At 70.7% G+C, this 13,810-nt stretch carries 15 protein-coding genes; 4 read left to right on the top strand and 11 right to left on the bottom strand.

The genetic code is table 11. The features are described 5' to 3' along the window. Positions 1 to 68: 68 nt before the first annotated feature. The 4 genes from RSP_RS10380 to RSP_RS10395 all read right to left on the bottom strand — a co-directional run bounded on the left by RSP_RS10380 (position 69) and on the right by RSP_RS10395 (position 2,021). Positions 69 to 596 carry a periplasmic heavy metal sensor gene (locus RSP_RS10380; protein ID WP_011338215.1) on the bottom strand — a complete coding sequence of 176 codons (528 nt, stop codon included), beginning with the start codon at positions 594 to 596 and terminating at the stop codon, positions 69 to 71. 1 nt (position 597) lies between these two features. Beyond that, positions 598 to 957, bottom strand: a complete 360-nt coding sequence (locus tag RSP_RS10385; protein WP_011338216.1) for a hypothetical protein — start codon at positions 955 to 957, stop codon at positions 598 to 600. A gap of 1 nt (position 958) precedes the next feature. Continuing rightward, on the bottom strand, positions 959 to 1,552 hold the full coding sequence (locus RSP_RS10390) for an RNA polymerase sigma factor (RefSeq protein WP_011338217.1): 594 nt from the start codon (positions 1,550 to 1,552) through the stop codon (positions 959 to 961). Between the two features lie 76 nt (positions 1,553 to 1,628). Beyond that, a complete protein-coding gene (locus tag RSP_RS10395; protein WP_009565520.1) occupies positions 1,629 to 2,021 on the bottom strand; it encodes an EF-hand domain-containing protein in 393 nt (130 codons plus the stop codon). A gap of 464 nt (positions 2,022 to 2,485) precedes the next feature. On the opposite strand from RSP_RS10395, the gene RSP_RS10400 reads away from it, so the two are divergent. Further along, positions 2,486 to 2,896 (top strand): DUF983 domain-containing protein, encoded by a 411-nt coding sequence (locus RSP_RS10400; protein ID WP_002720584.1) that lies wholly within the window; start codon positions 2,486 to 2,488, stop codon positions 2,894 to 2,896. Then, a complete protein-coding gene (locus RSP_RS10405) occupies positions 2,865 to 3,542 on the top strand; it encodes an NUDIX hydrolase (RefSeq protein ID WP_011338219.1) in 678 nt (225 codons plus the stop codon). The genes RSP_RS10400 and RSP_RS10405 overlap by 32 nt, the downstream gene beginning before the upstream one ends. A 68-nt stretch (positions 3,543 to 3,610) precedes the next feature. On the opposite strand, the gene RSP_RS10410 is transcribed toward RSP_RS10405, so the two are convergent. The 4 genes from RSP_RS10410 to RSP_RS10425 form a co-directional block, all read right to left on the bottom strand. Next, the gene (locus tag RSP_RS10410) at positions 3,611 to 3,985 is read right to left on the bottom strand and encodes a hypothetical protein (RefSeq protein ID WP_002720586.1); all 375 of its coding nucleotides are present in this window, start codon (positions 3,983 to 3,985) and stop codon (positions 3,611 to 3,613) included. A 15-nt stretch (positions 3,986 to 4,000) separates the two neighbouring features. After that, positions 4,001 to 4,501 (bottom strand): lipocalin family protein, encoded by a 501-nt coding sequence (locus RSP_RS10415; protein WP_011338220.1) that lies wholly within the window; start codon positions 4,499 to 4,501, stop codon positions 4,001 to 4,003. Beyond that, positions 4,489 to 4,935: a hypothetical protein gene (locus RSP_RS10420; RefSeq protein WP_011338221.1), complete on the bottom strand. Its 447-nt coding sequence runs from the start codon at positions 4,933 to 4,935 to the stop codon at positions 4,489 to 4,491. The genes RSP_RS10415 and RSP_RS10420 overlap by 13 nt, the downstream gene beginning before the upstream one ends. A 78-nt stretch (positions 4,936 to 5,013) precedes the next feature. Then, positions 5,014 to 6,054, bottom strand: a complete 1,041-nt coding sequence (locus tag RSP_RS10425; protein WP_011338222.1) for an aldo/keto reductase — start codon at positions 6,052 to 6,054, stop codon at positions 5,014 to 5,016. 265 nt (positions 6,055 to 6,319) lie between these two features. On the opposite strand from RSP_RS10425, the gene RSP_RS10430 reads away from it, so the two are divergent. Together RSP_RS10430 and metG are read left to right on the top strand one after the other, a co-directional pair. Next, entirely contained in the window at positions 6,320 to 6,928 is a 609-nt protein-coding gene (locus tag RSP_RS10430; RefSeq protein ID WP_011338223.1) for an ImuA family protein, read from the top strand. Positions 6,929 to 7,071: 143 nt separating this feature from the next. Next, positions 7,072 to 8,790, top strand: a complete 1,719-nt coding sequence (metG, locus tag RSP_RS10435; RefSeq protein ID WP_011338224.1) for a methionine--tRNA ligase — start codon at positions 7,072 to 7,074, stop codon at positions 8,788 to 8,790. 275 nt (positions 8,791 to 9,065) lie between these two features. Here metG and RSP_RS10440 read toward each other — a convergent pair whose 3' ends face one another. The 3 genes from RSP_RS10440 to RSP_RS10450 all read right to left on the bottom strand — a co-directional run bounded on the left by RSP_RS10440 (position 9,066) and on the right by RSP_RS10450 (position 13,633). Then, positions 9,066 to 11,564 carry a cation:proton antiporter gene (locus tag RSP_RS10440; protein WP_002720592.1) on the bottom strand — a complete coding sequence of 833 codons (2,499 nt, stop codon included), beginning with the start codon at positions 11,562 to 11,564 and terminating at the stop codon, positions 9,066 to 9,068. Between the two features lie 73 nt (positions 11,565 to 11,637). Next, a complete protein-coding gene (locus RSP_RS10445; RefSeq protein WP_002720593.1) occupies positions 11,638 to 11,967 on the bottom strand; it encodes a hypothetical protein in 330 nt (109 codons plus the stop codon). Positions 11,968 to 12,310: 343 nt separating this feature from the next. Further along, positions 12,311 to 13,633 carry a 4Fe-4S binding protein gene (locus tag RSP_RS10450; RefSeq protein WP_011338225.1) on the bottom strand — a complete coding sequence of 441 codons (1,323 nt, stop codon included), beginning with the start codon at positions 13,631 to 13,633 and terminating at the stop codon, positions 12,311 to 12,313. Positions 13,634 to 13,810: the final 177 nt, after the last annotated feature.

Genomic DNA, 13,810 nt, shown 5'->3' on the forward strand with positions numbered 1-13,810 from the left:
CGCGGCTCGCCTTGTGTGCGCAGCCTCAGTCGTGGAGGCGCCCCGCGTGTGGTCCTGCGGGCGCGGCCTCAGTCGTGCGGATGCCCCCGCTCGCCGCGGTGCTCGCCATGATGCCCCTTGCGGGTGAGGCTCGCCTCGAGACGGTCGGCGAAGGCCCGCCGCTCCTCCGGTGCCATGGCCTCGATCCGCGCGCCCAGAAGCCGCGAGCCGAGCGCCGCGGTCTCGGCGCCGCGCTGCTGCTGCCGGTCGAGCACCGCCTGCAGCGCCGCCGGATCGTAGGGCTCGGCCCTGAGCGTGGCGAGCATTGCCCGGAAATCCTCGCGCATCTCGCGGCGGATCATGCGGAAATCGCCGCGCTCGTCGAGGAACGCGCGCCGCATCTCCTTGCGATCCTCGAGCGCGAGCGCCTCGGCGAAGGGGCCGAAGCCGAGATCGCGCACCGGGCCGTGCATGTCGTCGTCGGCCCGGAAGCGCCAGAGGGCGCCCCCGGCCATGCCCACGACGGCGAGGTTCAGCGCAACCGACAGGGCCAGCGCGACCTTGATCCAGCGGGGCGCGCGCGAAGCAGAGGGGGGAGTGGGGGTCATGTCGGTCATCTCAGCCTTCCACCGGCGTCTCGAGGCTTGCAAAAAGGTCGTAGCCGGGCAGGAGATCCACGCTTTCCAGCGGATCGCCCGACGTGCCGCCCCAGAGCGCCTCGGCCACGGGGGCGGGCTGGGCCATGCCGATCCAGACCCCGGCGAGGGTCGCGGTGGCGAGGCCCGCAAAGACGCCCCCGCCGCCGAAAAGCGCCAGAAGCCAAGGCCTCAGTCGCCGACGCGGCGCGGAGCGGGCCGGTGCGGGCGCGGGCCTTTCGGCTGCGGCATCCGCAAGGATCCGCGCCATGAGATCGGCCGAGGGCACCGGCGCCTCGCGCCGCGCTTCGGCAAAAAGATCGTCCAGATCGCGGTCGCGCATCTCAGCCTTCCCCATACCCCAGTTCGGCGCGCTGCCCCGAGAGCAGCGCCGCCAATGCCCGTTTCCCCCGCGCGGTCAGGCTCTCCACCGCTTCGACGCCGATCTGCATCACCTCGGCGATCTCGGGGTTCGAGAGGCCCTCGATGTGGCGCAGCACCACCGCCTGCCGCTGCCGCTCGGGCAGGGCCGCCAACGCCGCATCGAGCGCCCGCATCCGGTCGCCCTCGATCAGCGCCTCTTCGACGCCCGGGGCGGCATCGGCCACCTCGGGCGCATCGTCGAGCGCGCTCGAGGCCCGCCGCTGTCGCCCGCGCAGCCGGTCGGTGCAGAGGTTGCACACCACCCGGTAGAGCCACGTCGAGACGCGCGCCTCGCCCTGACGCCAGTCGGGGGCGATGCGCCAGAGCCGGAGCATCGCCTCCTGCGTGACATCCTCGGCCTCCGCCCGGTCGGACAGGACGCGGGTGGCCACGGCCAGCGCCCGCGGCGCCATCCGCAGGGTCAAAGCCCGGGCGGCGGCGGAATCGCCGTTGGCATAAAGCACGAGCAACGCCTCGTCGGAGACGTCGGAAAGGGCGTCGAACGGCATGTCCATCCTGATCCCGAAGTAGCGCAACCGCATCCGGCGCGCAATTTCCGCCCGGCGCCGGAGCGCCGGGCAGCAGGCGGGCTCAGCGGTCGAACATGCGCCAGCCGTGGCCGTGGCCGCCGCGTCCGTGCCCATGCCCTTTCGGCCCGGCCTGCGCCGCCTCGTCGGCCGTGAGCGTGCCGTCCCCGTCCGCATCCATCCGGTCGAAGAACATCATCGGGCCGGGACCCGCCGCCAGTTCCGAGACCGACAGCTTGCCGTCGCCATCCGCGTCGAACATCTCGATCATGCGCCGCGTCTTGGCCTCGATCCGCGGCATCATCCGCGCGACATGGAGAGCGGTCAGCTCCTCGCTCGACAGAAGCCCGTCGCCATCGGCATCCGCATTGGCCACGCGCGATGCGCGGGCGGCCTCGAGCTCGGCCTTCGTCACCTTCCCGTCGCCGTCCGTGTCGAGCGCGTCGAAGTCGAACATCGGCCCTCGGCCACGGCCCGCACCCGGGCCCATGCCCGCACCCGGGCCCATCCCGGCGCCCGGACCCATGCCGGCACCCGGTCCCATGCCCGCACCGGGGCCCATGCCGGCGCCCGGTCCCATGCCGCCCGCGGGGCAGTCTGCGCCCTGGACGCACGTCCCCGGGCCCGGCGCCGGAGCAGGACCCGTCTGGGCCAGCGCGGTCCCTGCGGCAAGCGTGAGGGCGGTCACGGCGGCGGCTCTCAGAATGGCAAATCGTGTCATGGCGGTCTCTCCTGGGGTCGCGGCAGCCGTTGCTGCCTGGTTCATGCATCTCAAACGCCACGCCCCGCCGCTTCCGTCGCCCCTGACCGAAAATCGCAATAGATGAGTCCGGCGGAGGGTGATTAACCTGCCCCCACGCCGGAACAGGACGCCCCACGGGGCGTTGCGCGTGAGAAGTGCTTGCGAGTCGGAGGCAGCGCATGCGGGATGGAACCGTGGATTTCGAGACCGAGGAGGAGGAACGCCCCCTCGGCCCGGCCCTCTGGCGTGGCTGGAACCGCGTCTGCCCGCGCTGCGGCTCCGGGCCGATGCTGCGCGGCTATCTGACGGTGCGGGACAATTGTCCGGTGTGCGGCGAGAGCCTGCACCACCAGCGGGCCGATGACGGGCCCGCCTATCTGACGATCCTGATCGTGGGTCATCTGATGGCACCGGTGATCCTCTGGGCCTTCGTCGAGTTCCGGCCCGATCCGGCCATTCTCGCCACCATCTTCGGCATCGGGACCGTGGCCCTCTCGCTCTTCTTGCTGCCCCGCCTCAAAGGCGCCATGGTGGCGCTGCAATGGGCGAAGAGGATGCATGGATTTGGCAGCGGAAGCGGGCGGGGATGACAAGACGCGGGTAAGGCCTGCGGCCACCGTCATCCTGCTGCGAGACGGGCCCTCCGGCCCCGAAGTGCTCATGGGCATGCGCGGCGCCTCGGCGGCCTTCATGCCGTCCAAATTCGTCTTTCCCGGCGGCGCGGTCGATGAGGCCGACGCCCGTGTGCCGCTGGCGGGCCTGCCCGCCCCGGTCTGTCTGCGGCGACTGGGCGACGAGGGGCCTGCGCTCGCCGCGGCCGCCATCCGGGAGCTCTGGGAGGAGACCGGCCTGCCCCTCGGCGTGAAGGGCGCCTGGACCGCCCCGGACGGCTGGAAAGGATTTGCCGGCCGCGGCCTTCGGCCCGACGCGTCCGGTCTGCGCTTCGTCTTCCGCGCCATCACGCCGCCCGGCCGCCCGCGGCGGTTCGATGCGCGCTTCTTCGTGGCGGAGGCCGCGCGGCTGGCCGCGGACCCCGACGATTTCTCGGCGGCCTGCGACGAGCTCTCGCATCTCCAGTGGCTGCCTCTGGCCGAGGCGCGGCGGCTCGACCTGCCCTTCATCACCGAGGTGGTGCTGGCCGAGGTCTCGGCTCTGGCTCAGGGCCGCGATGCCGGTCCGGGCGTGCCCTTCTTCGACAATTCCGGCCCCGTTCCGACCTTCCGCAGGCTGGAGTGAGGATCGCTTCCTCGACGGCCGGTCGGGAGAGGCGCCTGCCGCACCCCATCGGACCGGCCTGACAGGACCTAGCCCGGCGCCACCGCGGAGGCGCAGCGGCTGAGGCGGAGCGGCTCGGCGCCCGGCACCAGCATCAGCATCGAGTCGGCCGCGTCGATCACCAGAAGCCGCGCATCCGCGAAGGTCTCGCCTTCGGCCTCGCACTCCAGCACCAGCTCGGCCCCCGGCAGGACCGTGAGCGGATCGGTTTCCGTGATCTTGCAGCGGTTCTCGTAGCCCTGGAATTCGGTGGCGGTGATGCGGATCGGCGCCTCGGGCACCTCGCCCGTCCGGCCGGCCGCGGCGCACCAGGCCGGATCGGCGGCCCAGTCGCCGATCCACGGGCTGTCGTCGGCGAGGGCGGGGCCCGCGAGGCAGCAGAGAAGAAGGGTCGATCGCAGCATGGGGCCTCCTGAAGCTCAGAACCGGGTCAACCGCCCGAGATCGTAGCCGTTCCATTCGAGGATCTCGCGGGCGGCGGCCAGCCGATCGGGCGGCAGGGGCCCGCCCCGGTTCAGAAGCACGCCGAACCGCCCCGAGGGCGTGCCGAGGGCGAGGGTCCGGTAATCGGTATCGACCCAGAGCACCCACCAGGGCTCGGTCGCGCCGGCGGGCAGCAGGCGCCCGGGGCCGGTGACCGCCAGAGGCCCCGCCAGCGCCGTCTCGCGTCCGCCGAGGCAGAGCCGTCCGGTCATCTCGAGCCCCGCCGCCGTGGGCCGGATCGCGACGCCGCCGGGCCGGCAGGCGCCCGGCTGCGCGAAGGCCGCCACCTCCTGCCAGTCGCCGGCGATCCGCGCCGGCTCGAACACGGCGTTCGACCAGATCGGCTGGTTCGTGTCGCGGAAGGTTTGCGGCGGCTCCGGCACCTTGGGGGCGCAGGCCGCGAGCAGCAGGAGAGGCAGGGCCGTCAGTCGAGACACAGGGTGATCCTCCGCCCCTCGTCGTCCAGGATGTCGTTGCAGCCCAGGAGGGGATCAAGGGGCGCACAGGTCTGAGAGCGGGCGAGGCACCGGCCCGAGCAGTCGGACTCGCGGGCACAGCGCCTGCCCGCGTCGGGCGGCGTCTTCACGCAGGTGAAGAGCGCCTTCATCGTCACATAGCTGCCCCCGGCCTTCTCGCAGGCAAGCTGGCTGGGCGAGACGACCGCGGGCGGCGGCTCTGCCGTGGTTTCCGGGGCGCTGCCGGGGCCGGGTGCGGGCGGGACGGCCGCCGGCGCCGGATCGGTCAGGGTCGTCACCTCGACCGGAGGGGCGGCGAGCGGCTGCGGATCTAGGGCGGGCGGCCCGCCTGCATCCGCCGCGAGCCGGCAGGCTCCGAGCGCGAGGAGCGCAAGCAGGAGAAGCGGTCGGCGCATGTCTGTCTCGTCCTCCGGGCCGCGCGAGAGGCGCGGCGCCCCGCCAGATGGCGCGAAGCGCGCGCCTTCCGCAAGGGCTCAGTAGGGCGCGGGCCAGGTGCGATGGGCCGCCGCGATCTCGGCCTCGACCTTGGGGGACAGCTCGAGGTCACAGGCGCCGAGGTTGGTGCGCAGCTGGTCGAGCGAGGTCGCGCCGAGGATCGGGATCACCGGGAAAGGACGCTTGCGGCAGAAGGCGAGCGCCATCTGGCAGGGGTCGAGCCCGTGGCGCGCCGCGATCCCGAGATAGCCCGCCACCGCCTCGAAGACGGTGGGCGTGACGCGCCCGCCCAGCGTGGCATTGCGTTCGCGGCGCGAGCCGTCGGGCGTCACGTCTCCGGCATATTTGCCCGACAGAAGCCCCGCAGCGAGGGGCGAGAAGGCCAGAAGCGGCATCTCCTCCAGCGCGGACAGCTCGGCCCAGTCGGTGTCGAACTGGCGGCAGAGCAGGGAATATTCGTTCTGGACCGTGGCCATGCGCGGCAGCCCGTGCCGGTCGGCGAGCGACAGCCACTGCGCCGCGCCCCAGACCGTCTCGTTCGAAAGGCCGAAATGGCGCACCTTGCCCTCGGCCACCAGCTTCTGCGCCTCTTCGAGCACCGCGACCATGTTGTCGCGCACCGCCTCGACCCCCGTGGGCGGCACATAGGCCCACATCTTGCGGAAGTGATAGGAGCCCCGGTTCGGCCAGTGGATCTGGTAGAGATCGACATGATCGGTGCCGAGCCGCGCGAGCGAGCCCTCGAGCGCGCGGCGCAGGCTCTCGGGCGTCACCTGCTCGCCGCCGCGCACCGCCGCACTGCCCTCGCCGGTGATCTTGGTCGCAAGCACGATCCGGTCGCGCCCGCCCCGCGCGGCAAGCCAGCGGCCGATGATGGTTTCGGTGCCGCCCACCGTCTCGGCCGTCACGGGATTGGTCGGATACATCTCGGCCGTGTCGAGGAAATTCACCCCGTGGTCGAGGGCGAGGTCGATCTGGGCATGGGCTTCGGCCTCGCTGTTCTGGCTGCCCCAGGTCATCGTGCCGAGGCAGAGTTCGGAAACGGTCAGATCGGTGCGGCCGAGGGGGATGCGCTTCATATGGGTCTCCTGTTCTGCGGTTGCAGCCTAGCCCGCCTGCCTGCGATGGCAAGGCAGGGCGCCGGTCTGCGCGCCGGCGCGTCGGCGGAGAGCAGCTTCCCTCAGGAGGGTTCGACGCGCGGCAGGCGCGAGAGCGTCCCCTCGTCGCCGCACGGAGATCGAGAAGATGGGCGCCCGACGCAGGGCCGCGATGATGCGTTTCATCCCTCCGCTCGCCCCTGCATGAGGGATTGAGAACATAGGCGGAACATGCCAAGGTGCCCGCATGACGACTCAGCTTCTTGACCGCCACGGAGCCCGGGTCCGGCCGATGCAGCGGCTGGTGGGCGATCTCGCGATCTCGCGCGCGCGGGTGCATGAATTCTGCGGGCCGGCGCGCCGGGTGCTCGCCATGTCCCTGATGGCGCATTGTCAGGGCCCGGTGATCTGGATCCATCCCGGCTGGCGGCCCGAGCGGCTCTATCCCGACGGGATGCACGAGTTCGTCGAGCCCGGCCGGATGATCTTTGCCCGCACCCGCCGCCCCGAGGATCTGCTCTGGTCGATGGAAGAGACGCTGCGCTCGGGGACGGTGCCGCTCGTGGTGGTCGACCTGATCGAACCGCCGCCGCTGACGCCGGTGCGCCGGCAGCATCTGGCGGCCGAGACCGGAAGCGAGGCCGCCGCAGAGATGGGGATCGATCCGCCGCTCGGGATCCTGCTCACACCCGGCCGGGGCGGCGCGCCGGGGATCGAGACGCGCTGGCACATGGCCTATGCGCCCCGCGACCGCTGGCGGCTCGACCGGCTCCGGTCCCGGATGGAGCCGCCCGCGGGATGGATCCTGCACCGCGGCCGCGACGGGATCGAGATCGAGGGCCGGGCCGCCGACTGACCCCGACCCTGCCCGACCCGCGCTCGGGCGCCCCGACCTCCAACGGGCCTTCGCGGGCGGCGCGCCGGCGCGAAATCATCCTCTGGCCCTCGCGAGCGTCCGGCGCTAAACAGCCCGCGGTCGGGACACAGGGATTACTGGGCATGGCGCGGATACTCATCACTTCGGCGATCCCCTACATCAACGGGATCAAGCATCTGGGCAATCTGGTCGGAAGCCAGCTTCCGGCGGATCTCTATGCCCGCTACATGCGCGGCCGCGGCCACGAGGTCATGTTCATCTGCGCCACCGACGAGCACGGCACCCCGGCCGAGCTCGCCGCCGCCAAGGCCGGCAAGCCGGTCGAGGATTATTGCGCCGAGATGCACGAGGTGCAGAAGGAGATCGCCGCGGGCTTCCGGCTCTCCTTCGACCATTTCGGCCGCTCGTCGAGCGCGCGGAACCACCGGCTGACCCAGCATTTCGCCGGGGCGCTGGCCGAGAACGGCTTCATCGAGGAAGTGGTCGAGCGCCAGTTCTTCTCGGTGGCCGACAACCGCTTCCTGCCCGACCGCTACATCGAGGGCACCTGCCCCAACTGCGGCTATGACAAGGCGCGCGGCGACCAGTGCGAGAACTGCACCAAGCAGCTCGACCCGACCGACCTGATCGACCCGCGCTCCGCCATCTCGGGCTCGACCGAGCTCGAGCTGCGCGAGACGAAGCATCTCTACCTGCGCCAGCGGGCGCTGAAGGACGAGATCGAGGCCTGGATCGACAGCAAGACCGACTGGCCGGTGCTGACCACCTCGATCGCGAAGAAATGGCTGCACGACGGCGAGGGGCTGCAGGACCGCGGCATCACCCGCGACCTGAAATGGGGCGTGCCGGTGCGCAAGGGCAGCGAACCCTGGCCCGGCATGGAGGGCAAGGTTTTCTACGTCTGGTTCGACGCGCCCATCGAATATATCGCGGGCACGGCGGAATGGGCCGATGCCAACGGCAAGGCCGACGCCGACTGGGAGCGCTGGTGGCGCACCGACAGGGGCGCGGAGGACGTGCGCTACGTCCAGTTCATGGGCAAGGACAACGTGCCCTTCCACACGCTCTCCTTCCCGGCCACGATCATGGGCTCGCGCGAGCCCTGGAAGCTCGTGGATTACATCAAGTCGTTCAATTACCTGAACTATGACGGCGGCCAGTTCTCGACCAGCCAGGGCCGCGGCGTGTTCATGGATCAGGCGCTCTCGATCCTGCCCGCCGACTACTGGCGCTGGTGGCTCCTGTCGCACGCGCCCGAGAATTCGGACAGCGAATTCACCTGGGAGAATTTCCAGAGCTCGGTGAACAAGGATCTGGCCGACGTGCTGGGCAACCTCGTGAGCCGGGTTACGAAATTCTGCCGCTCGAAATTCGGCGAGACGGTTCCCGCGGGCGGCAGCCCGGGCGAGCGCGAGCATCAGCTGGTGGCCGAGCTGCAGCAGCGGCTGGCGGCCTACGAGGCCTGCATGGAGGCGATGGAGGTGCGCAAGGCCGCCTCCGAACTGCGCGCGCTCTGGGTGGCGGGCAACGAATATCTGCAGTCCGCCGCCCCCTGGACGGTGGTCAAGACCGATCCCGAGCAGGCGCAGGCGATGATCCGCCTCGCGCTGAACCTGATCCGGCTCTATGCGGTGATCTCGCGGCCCTTCATCCCGGATGCGGCGGCCTCGATGATGGCCTCGCTCGGCTGCGAGGACTGGAGCTGGCCCGCCGATGTCGGCCGCGCGCTCGAGGTGCTGCCCGCAGGCCATGGCTTCACCACGCCCGAGGTTCTCTTCCGCAAGATCACCGACGAGGAGCGCGCCGAATGGCAGACGCGCTTCTCCGGCGTGCGGAGCTGAGCGGCGCGGCTCGGGCCGAGGCCGTTCCGGAAACGGCGGTGATGCGGTGCGGCTGGCCTCTTATTGCTGGCGGTCCGAAGCGGGGGGCTGTCTGCCCCCCGGCCCGGCCTGCGGCCGGGCTCCCCCCGAGGATATTTGCGCCAGAATGAACAGGGCTGCCGGGCGTAGGGCCTGACGGGGCGCGCTTCGCCCGGGGTGGCTCTGCGGAGGCGGTGCGCCCCTGGCCGGGCGGCCCCGGAGGGGGCGGGCGGGAGGGAAGCCCGGGCGCTGCCCCGTCAGATCGCGCTGAGGTCGATCGTGACATTGCGGCGGGCGGCACTCTCCACAGCGGCTTCCTGCAGCGTCCTGTTGCGGCGCAGAAGCTCGAGGAAGCGCGCCTCGTCGAGGCTGAGAAGCGTGCCATGGCTGATCGCCGTCACCTGCGCCTTGCGGGTCTTGCGGGTCAGGATCGCGAGCTGGCCGAACATCTCGCCGCGCCCGAGGCGGACCTTCTGGCCCGCCACATCCGACTCGACCGCGCCGGAGGCGATGAAGAACACCTTGCGCGGCACGTCGCCCCGGCGCAGGAGCACGTCTCCCGGCCGGACATAGACCGTCTGCAGGAGCCGCTCGAGCGCGCGCAGCTGATCCTCTTCCATCTCCGCGAAGAGCGGGAACTGGCGGACGAGCTCGACCTTCTGGACCGCCAGATCGAGGTGCGGGCGGCGTTCCTTCTTGCCGCGCGCCACCTGGATGCGCTGGCGCAGGGTCATGAAGAGTTCCTGCCCGATCAGCCCGTCGTCGTGCAGCATCTCGTACTCCCGCAGCTCGAGCTGGAGCGCGGTGCGGCGGATGAAGCTGCGCACCATCTCCTCGGAATAGCCCGGATACTGCAGCCGCAGCGCCTCGAGCGCCTGCTCGGTCTCTTCCTCGCGACGCTTCAGCATCTCGTGCAGGATCTCGGCCACGCGCCGGCCGTGGATGCGGCGGATCTTGCCGTCGATCAGCCCGTGCAGGTCGCCGAGGATCAGCCGCTGGGTCAGCAGCATCTCGAACCGGTCGGAGGTGAGCTGGCTCAGCCAGCGCGTGATCTTCAGCCGGTTGTGCGCCCAGACCGCGATCCGGTGCTGACGCCCGAGCCCCAGCGCCCGCCGCCCCGCCGCGCGATAGCCGTCGCGGCCCTGCAGGCGCGTGCGTTCGATCAGCCGGTCGACATCGACCAGCATCGCCTCGGCCAGACGCGGCGAGATGATCTGCTGGCGGAAGGCCGCGAGGATCGCGTCGCGCTCGCGCCCGGCCAGCGCCACGAGCCCCAGCGTGATCCGGTCGCGGTCGGGAATGTCGTCGGCGCTGTCGTCGGCCAGTTCCACCGCGCGGGCGAGCCGCTGGCCGAAGCCCTTGGCCTCGGATCGCACGATCTGGGGGTCGAGCTCGCGCTCGCGCACCGTCTCGGCCACGCCCTCGCGCACGTTCTGCAGCGCGACCGCGATCACCTGGTTCGACAGCGCCAGATCGAGCGGCGTGAGCCGCGCGAGGCCGAGCCGCCGGATCACCCAGCGCAGCGTCGTCCCCTGCGCGAGGAGCGTGAAGAGCACGAAGCCCGTGGCGAGGATGCCCACCTCGCGCTTCACATGCGGCGGGACCATCGGGTTCTCGGTCACCGCGAGCGCCAGCGCGAGGGTGACGGCGCCGCGCAGCCCGCCCCAGAGGATCGCGACGCGGTAGGGCCGCTCGACCCGGGGCGAGAGGTTGAAGCGCGTGAGAAGCGGCAGGAGCCCCGAGAGCATGACGCCGCGGGCCACGACCGCGGCCAGCGCCACCACGCCGATGAGCAGCAGGTCCCATCCCGTCGCGCGCCCGATCAGCCGCGGGATGAGGAGCGCCGCGACGATGAAGATGAGCGAGCCCGCCCAGTGCGACAGCATCTCCCAGATGTCGCTGAGCAGCTTCCAGGTGGCGGGGCTGAGGCGGCCCGGTCCGGTGAGATTCATCGCGATGCCCGCCGTCACCACCGCGATCACGCCCGAGGCATGGAAGCCCTGCTCGGCCAGCACATAGGTGAGGTAGGGCAAGGCGAGGCTCAGCGAGAGCTGCGCCGTCGGATGGGACGCCATCCGCGTCATCAGAAAGAGCGCGATCCGCGCCATGAGGTAGCCGAGCCCCAGACCGCCCAGGATCAGCAGCGGAAACTCCACCAGTGCCTGACGCAGGGTCGGGTCGGGCACGCCCGCCATCACGAAGGTGAGGAAGAAGCCGAAGAGCGCGATGGCCGCCGCGTCGTTCAGGAGGCTCTCGCCCTCGACGATCCTCGTGAGCCGCTGCGGCGCCGCGATCGAGCGGAAGATGCTGACCACGGCCGACGGGTCGGTGGTCGAGACGATCGAGCCGAGCAGGAGGCAGGCCGCGAGCGACATGGAGCTGAACGGTTGCAGCGCAAAGCCGATGGCGAGGGTCGAGACCAGCACCGCCACAACGGCCATCACGAGGATCGGCACCCAGTCGTCGATCATCCGCCGGATGTTCAGGCTGAGCGAGACCTGAAACAGCAGCGTGGGCAGGAAGATGTAGAGGAAGACGCTCGACCGGATCGGGAGGGCCAGAAGGTCGGCCACCTCGGGCGGGAAGCTCGCCGCCACCCCGCTGCGCTGAAGCCAGAGCGCGAGCGTGCCGAGCATGGCCCCCACCACGGCGAGGACCACCGAATAGGGCAGCCTGAGGCGGGCCGCGACGGGCTCGCAGGCGGCGATCACGATGAAAAGGACCGCAAGGGCCGTGACGAGCAGGACGATGTTCATGGAGGTGTGATAGGCGCTTCGCGGCGCCGGGAAAACCCGCCACCGCGCAGGTCCTGTGGACGGGGCGTCCGGTTCAGTGCGCGATCTGCGCGGCGCGGCTGCCGAGCTTGTAGGCCCGCGCCTTCGTCATCGGCGCATGATCGACGAAGCCCTTTTCCACCAGAGAGCGCAGGGCGCGGTGGAACGTCGGCGTCGCGATGGCGTTGCACAGCGTGTGGCGCCGGATCGCGTCCGAACGGACGACAGTATCTTCGGTCTCGCCCAGAAGCTTCACCGCATAGAGCACATCCAGCTCATTGCGAGAAAGTTCTGCGATGCCAAGATCATGTTCAAGTCCAAGAAGAAGCTCTCTGAGCTGCGCGACGCTGTGGAAACGCCGCGAGGCGGTCATCCGCTCGTCCATCTTGCTTCCGTCCACCTTTACTCCCCCTAACTGTCTTCAATAAAAATTAAAATCGGCTAGCGCGACATACATTAGCCGAGGTTCCCGATCTCTTGGCAAGCGTCAAAATGTCGCGCCAATTTGTCTATAGGTGCAACTTGCATCCGCCCGGCATCGAAGAGGCCGACGAGACGGCCGGACGGCAGCGACGGCGGCTGGATGTCAGGCTGAAAACCTGTTCCAAACAACGCATTCGCGTTCCGGAAGAATGCCGCGGACAAGCAGTCGCGCCATGATCGAGCGAACCGACCACCGGACGGTCGAGCGGCGGGGGACGCGCGGAGCGCCTTTTTCGCAGGCAGGGTCATGACCAGATCACCCATCCCCAGCCCGCCAGAGGCACCGAAAGCGCCACGGCCACAGCCCCGCGTACGCGCCATCTCCGCGAGAATCGCGCGGCGAGCCAGAGCGACCAGAGCGCCGAGCCCGCGAGGATCGCCGACCAGAACGCGCGCGCGTCGCACTCCAGCAGGGCCGCGGTGCGCTGCCCGAACCCGACGAGAAGCCCCGCGGCGGCCAGCGGCAGAAGCGCCCGTGCGAGCCGGGGAAGATTCTCCTTGCCGGCGGCGAGGGCCAGGGGCAGGGCCGCCCACAGCGCGATCCCCGCGGCGATCGTCAGGATCGTGAGAAGCCGCGCGGCTCCTGCGCCGAAGCTCATGGCGTCGCCGCCGGAACCGACGAGAAACCACGGCGCCGTCCCCTGTCCCCCCACCGCCTCCGACAGGGCCGCGAGCCAGGGCGCATGGGGCCACCAGAAAGTCGCCGAGCCGAGGCCGAGGAGCCCTCCGAGCAGAAGGAGGCTTTCGCCCGACGTCGCAGAGGTCCGCACCAGCTCCTCGCCCGGCACGCGCGCCTCGAGCCGCACCGCGTCGCGAAAGCCGGCGCAGCGCCCGCACATGTGGCAGGGGCCCGCACTCTCCATCATCCGCACCGGCACCATCGGCTCGCAATTGAAGCGCATGGTCCGGGCGCGCGCGGGCGGACAATTGTCCCAGGCCCGGGCATCGACGCGATAGTGCAGCGGGGCGAGCTGCGACAGCAGGGCGAAGAGGCCGTTCATCGGGCAGAGAAAGCGGCACCAGACCCGCTTGTTCTTGCCGTAGAGCCAGCCCACCAGCAGCGCGGCGCTCGTCGAGAGGCCGAAGAGCAGCGCCGCCGCCCGCGGGTCGTCGTAGAGCGCGATCATCTGGCCGTAGAGTGTCACGGCGCAGAACAGCGCGAACGGCCAGCCCGGCCATTTCATCCAGCGCGGAATGGCCCTTCCCCGCCCGTGGCGCGACGCGGCGGCGCTGAGCGTCCCTTCGGGACAGAAGAGGCCGCACCAGAGCCTGCCGAAGAGCAGGACCGAAACCAGCACCCCCGGCAGCCAGACGCCCCAGAGGAGCGCCTGCGACAGGAGGGTCAGGTCGGTCCAGATCCGCGCGTCCGGGCCGGGCGGCGGCAGGACGACCGGCAGGAAGACGAGCGGCAAGTAGAGCGCGACCGCCGCCCATTGCAGCCCCGACACCGCGCGCGGATGGTCGCGCAGCCAGAGGCCGGCCCGCTCGATCCGCCCCACCGGAGGCGGGGCGGGCAAAGCGCCCGACACGGGGCACGCGTCGGCGAAGCGGGAAGGCGTCTCTTGCATCCCGCCTTCTAGGCAGTCGCCCCGGCGGATCGGAAGCCTCCGCAATGTCTTGCGGCAGAGGGTCGCAGGGCGGATCCTGCCCCGCGGCGGCGCGTTGGATCACTTGGTCTGCGGAAGGCATCCGTCGTACCCCCCGCCCGACCCTGCGACGGGACTGCGGACCCTGCCCGATGTGCG

Source organism: Cereibacter sphaeroides 2.4.1, assembly GCF_000012905.2.
Lineage (GTDB): Bacteria > Pseudomonadota > Alphaproteobacteria > Rhodobacterales > Rhodobacteraceae > Cereibacter_A > Cereibacter_A sphaeroides.

Bases quoted from the DNA above. Each gene is read 5' to 3' on its own strand.
- RSP_RS10380 (WP_011338215.1), bottom strand. From the start codon at position 596: ATGACCGACATGACCCCCACTCCCCCCTCTGCTTCGCGCGCGCCCCGC.
- RSP_RS10385 (WP_011338216.1), bottom strand. From the start codon at position 957: ATGCGCGACCGCGATCTGGACGATCTTTTTGCCGAAGCGCGGCGCGAG.
- RSP_RS10390 (WP_011338217.1), bottom strand. From the start codon at position 1,552: ATGGACATGCCGTTCGACGCCCTTTCCGACGTCTCCGACGAGGCGTTG.
- RSP_RS10395 (WP_009565520.1), bottom strand. From the start codon at position 2,021: ATGTTCGACTTCGACGCGCTCGACACGGACGGCGACGGGAAGGTGACG.
- RSP_RS10400 (WP_002720584.1), top strand. From the start codon at position 2,486: ATGCGGGATGGAACCGTGGATTTCGAGACCGAGGAGGAGGAACGCCCC.
- RSP_RS10405 (WP_011338219.1), top strand. From the start codon at position 2,865: ATGGATTTGGCAGCGGAAGCGGGCGGGGATGACAAGACGCGGGTAAGG.
- RSP_RS10410 (WP_002720586.1), bottom strand. From the start codon at position 3,985: ATGCTGCGATCGACCCTTCTTCTCTGCTGCCTCGCGGGCCCCGCCCTC.
- RSP_RS10420 (WP_011338221.1), bottom strand. From the start codon at position 4,935: ATGCGCCGACCGCTTCTCCTGCTTGCGCTCCTCGCGCTCGGAGCCTGC.
- RSP_RS10425 (WP_011338222.1), bottom strand. From the start codon at position 6,054: ATGAAGCGCATCCCCCTCGGCCGCACCGATCTGACCGTTTCCGAACTC.
- RSP_RS10430 (WP_011338223.1), top strand. From the start codon at position 6,320: ATGACGACTCAGCTTCTTGACCGCCACGGAGCCCGGGTCCGGCCGATG.
- metG (WP_011338224.1), top strand. From the start codon at position 7,072: ATGGCGCGGATACTCATCACTTCGGCGATCCCCTACATCAACGGGATC.
- RSP_RS10440 (WP_002720592.1), bottom strand. From the start codon at position 11,564: ATGAACATCGTCCTGCTCGTCACGGCCCTTGCGGTCCTTTTCATCGTG.
- RSP_RS10445 (WP_002720593.1), bottom strand. From the start codon at position 11,967: ATGGACGAGCGGATGACCGCCTCGCGGCGTTTCCACAGCGTCGCGCAG.
- RSP_RS10450 (WP_011338225.1), bottom strand. From the start codon at position 13,633: ATGCAAGAGACGCCTTCCCGCTTCGCCGACGCGTGCCCCGTGTCGGGC.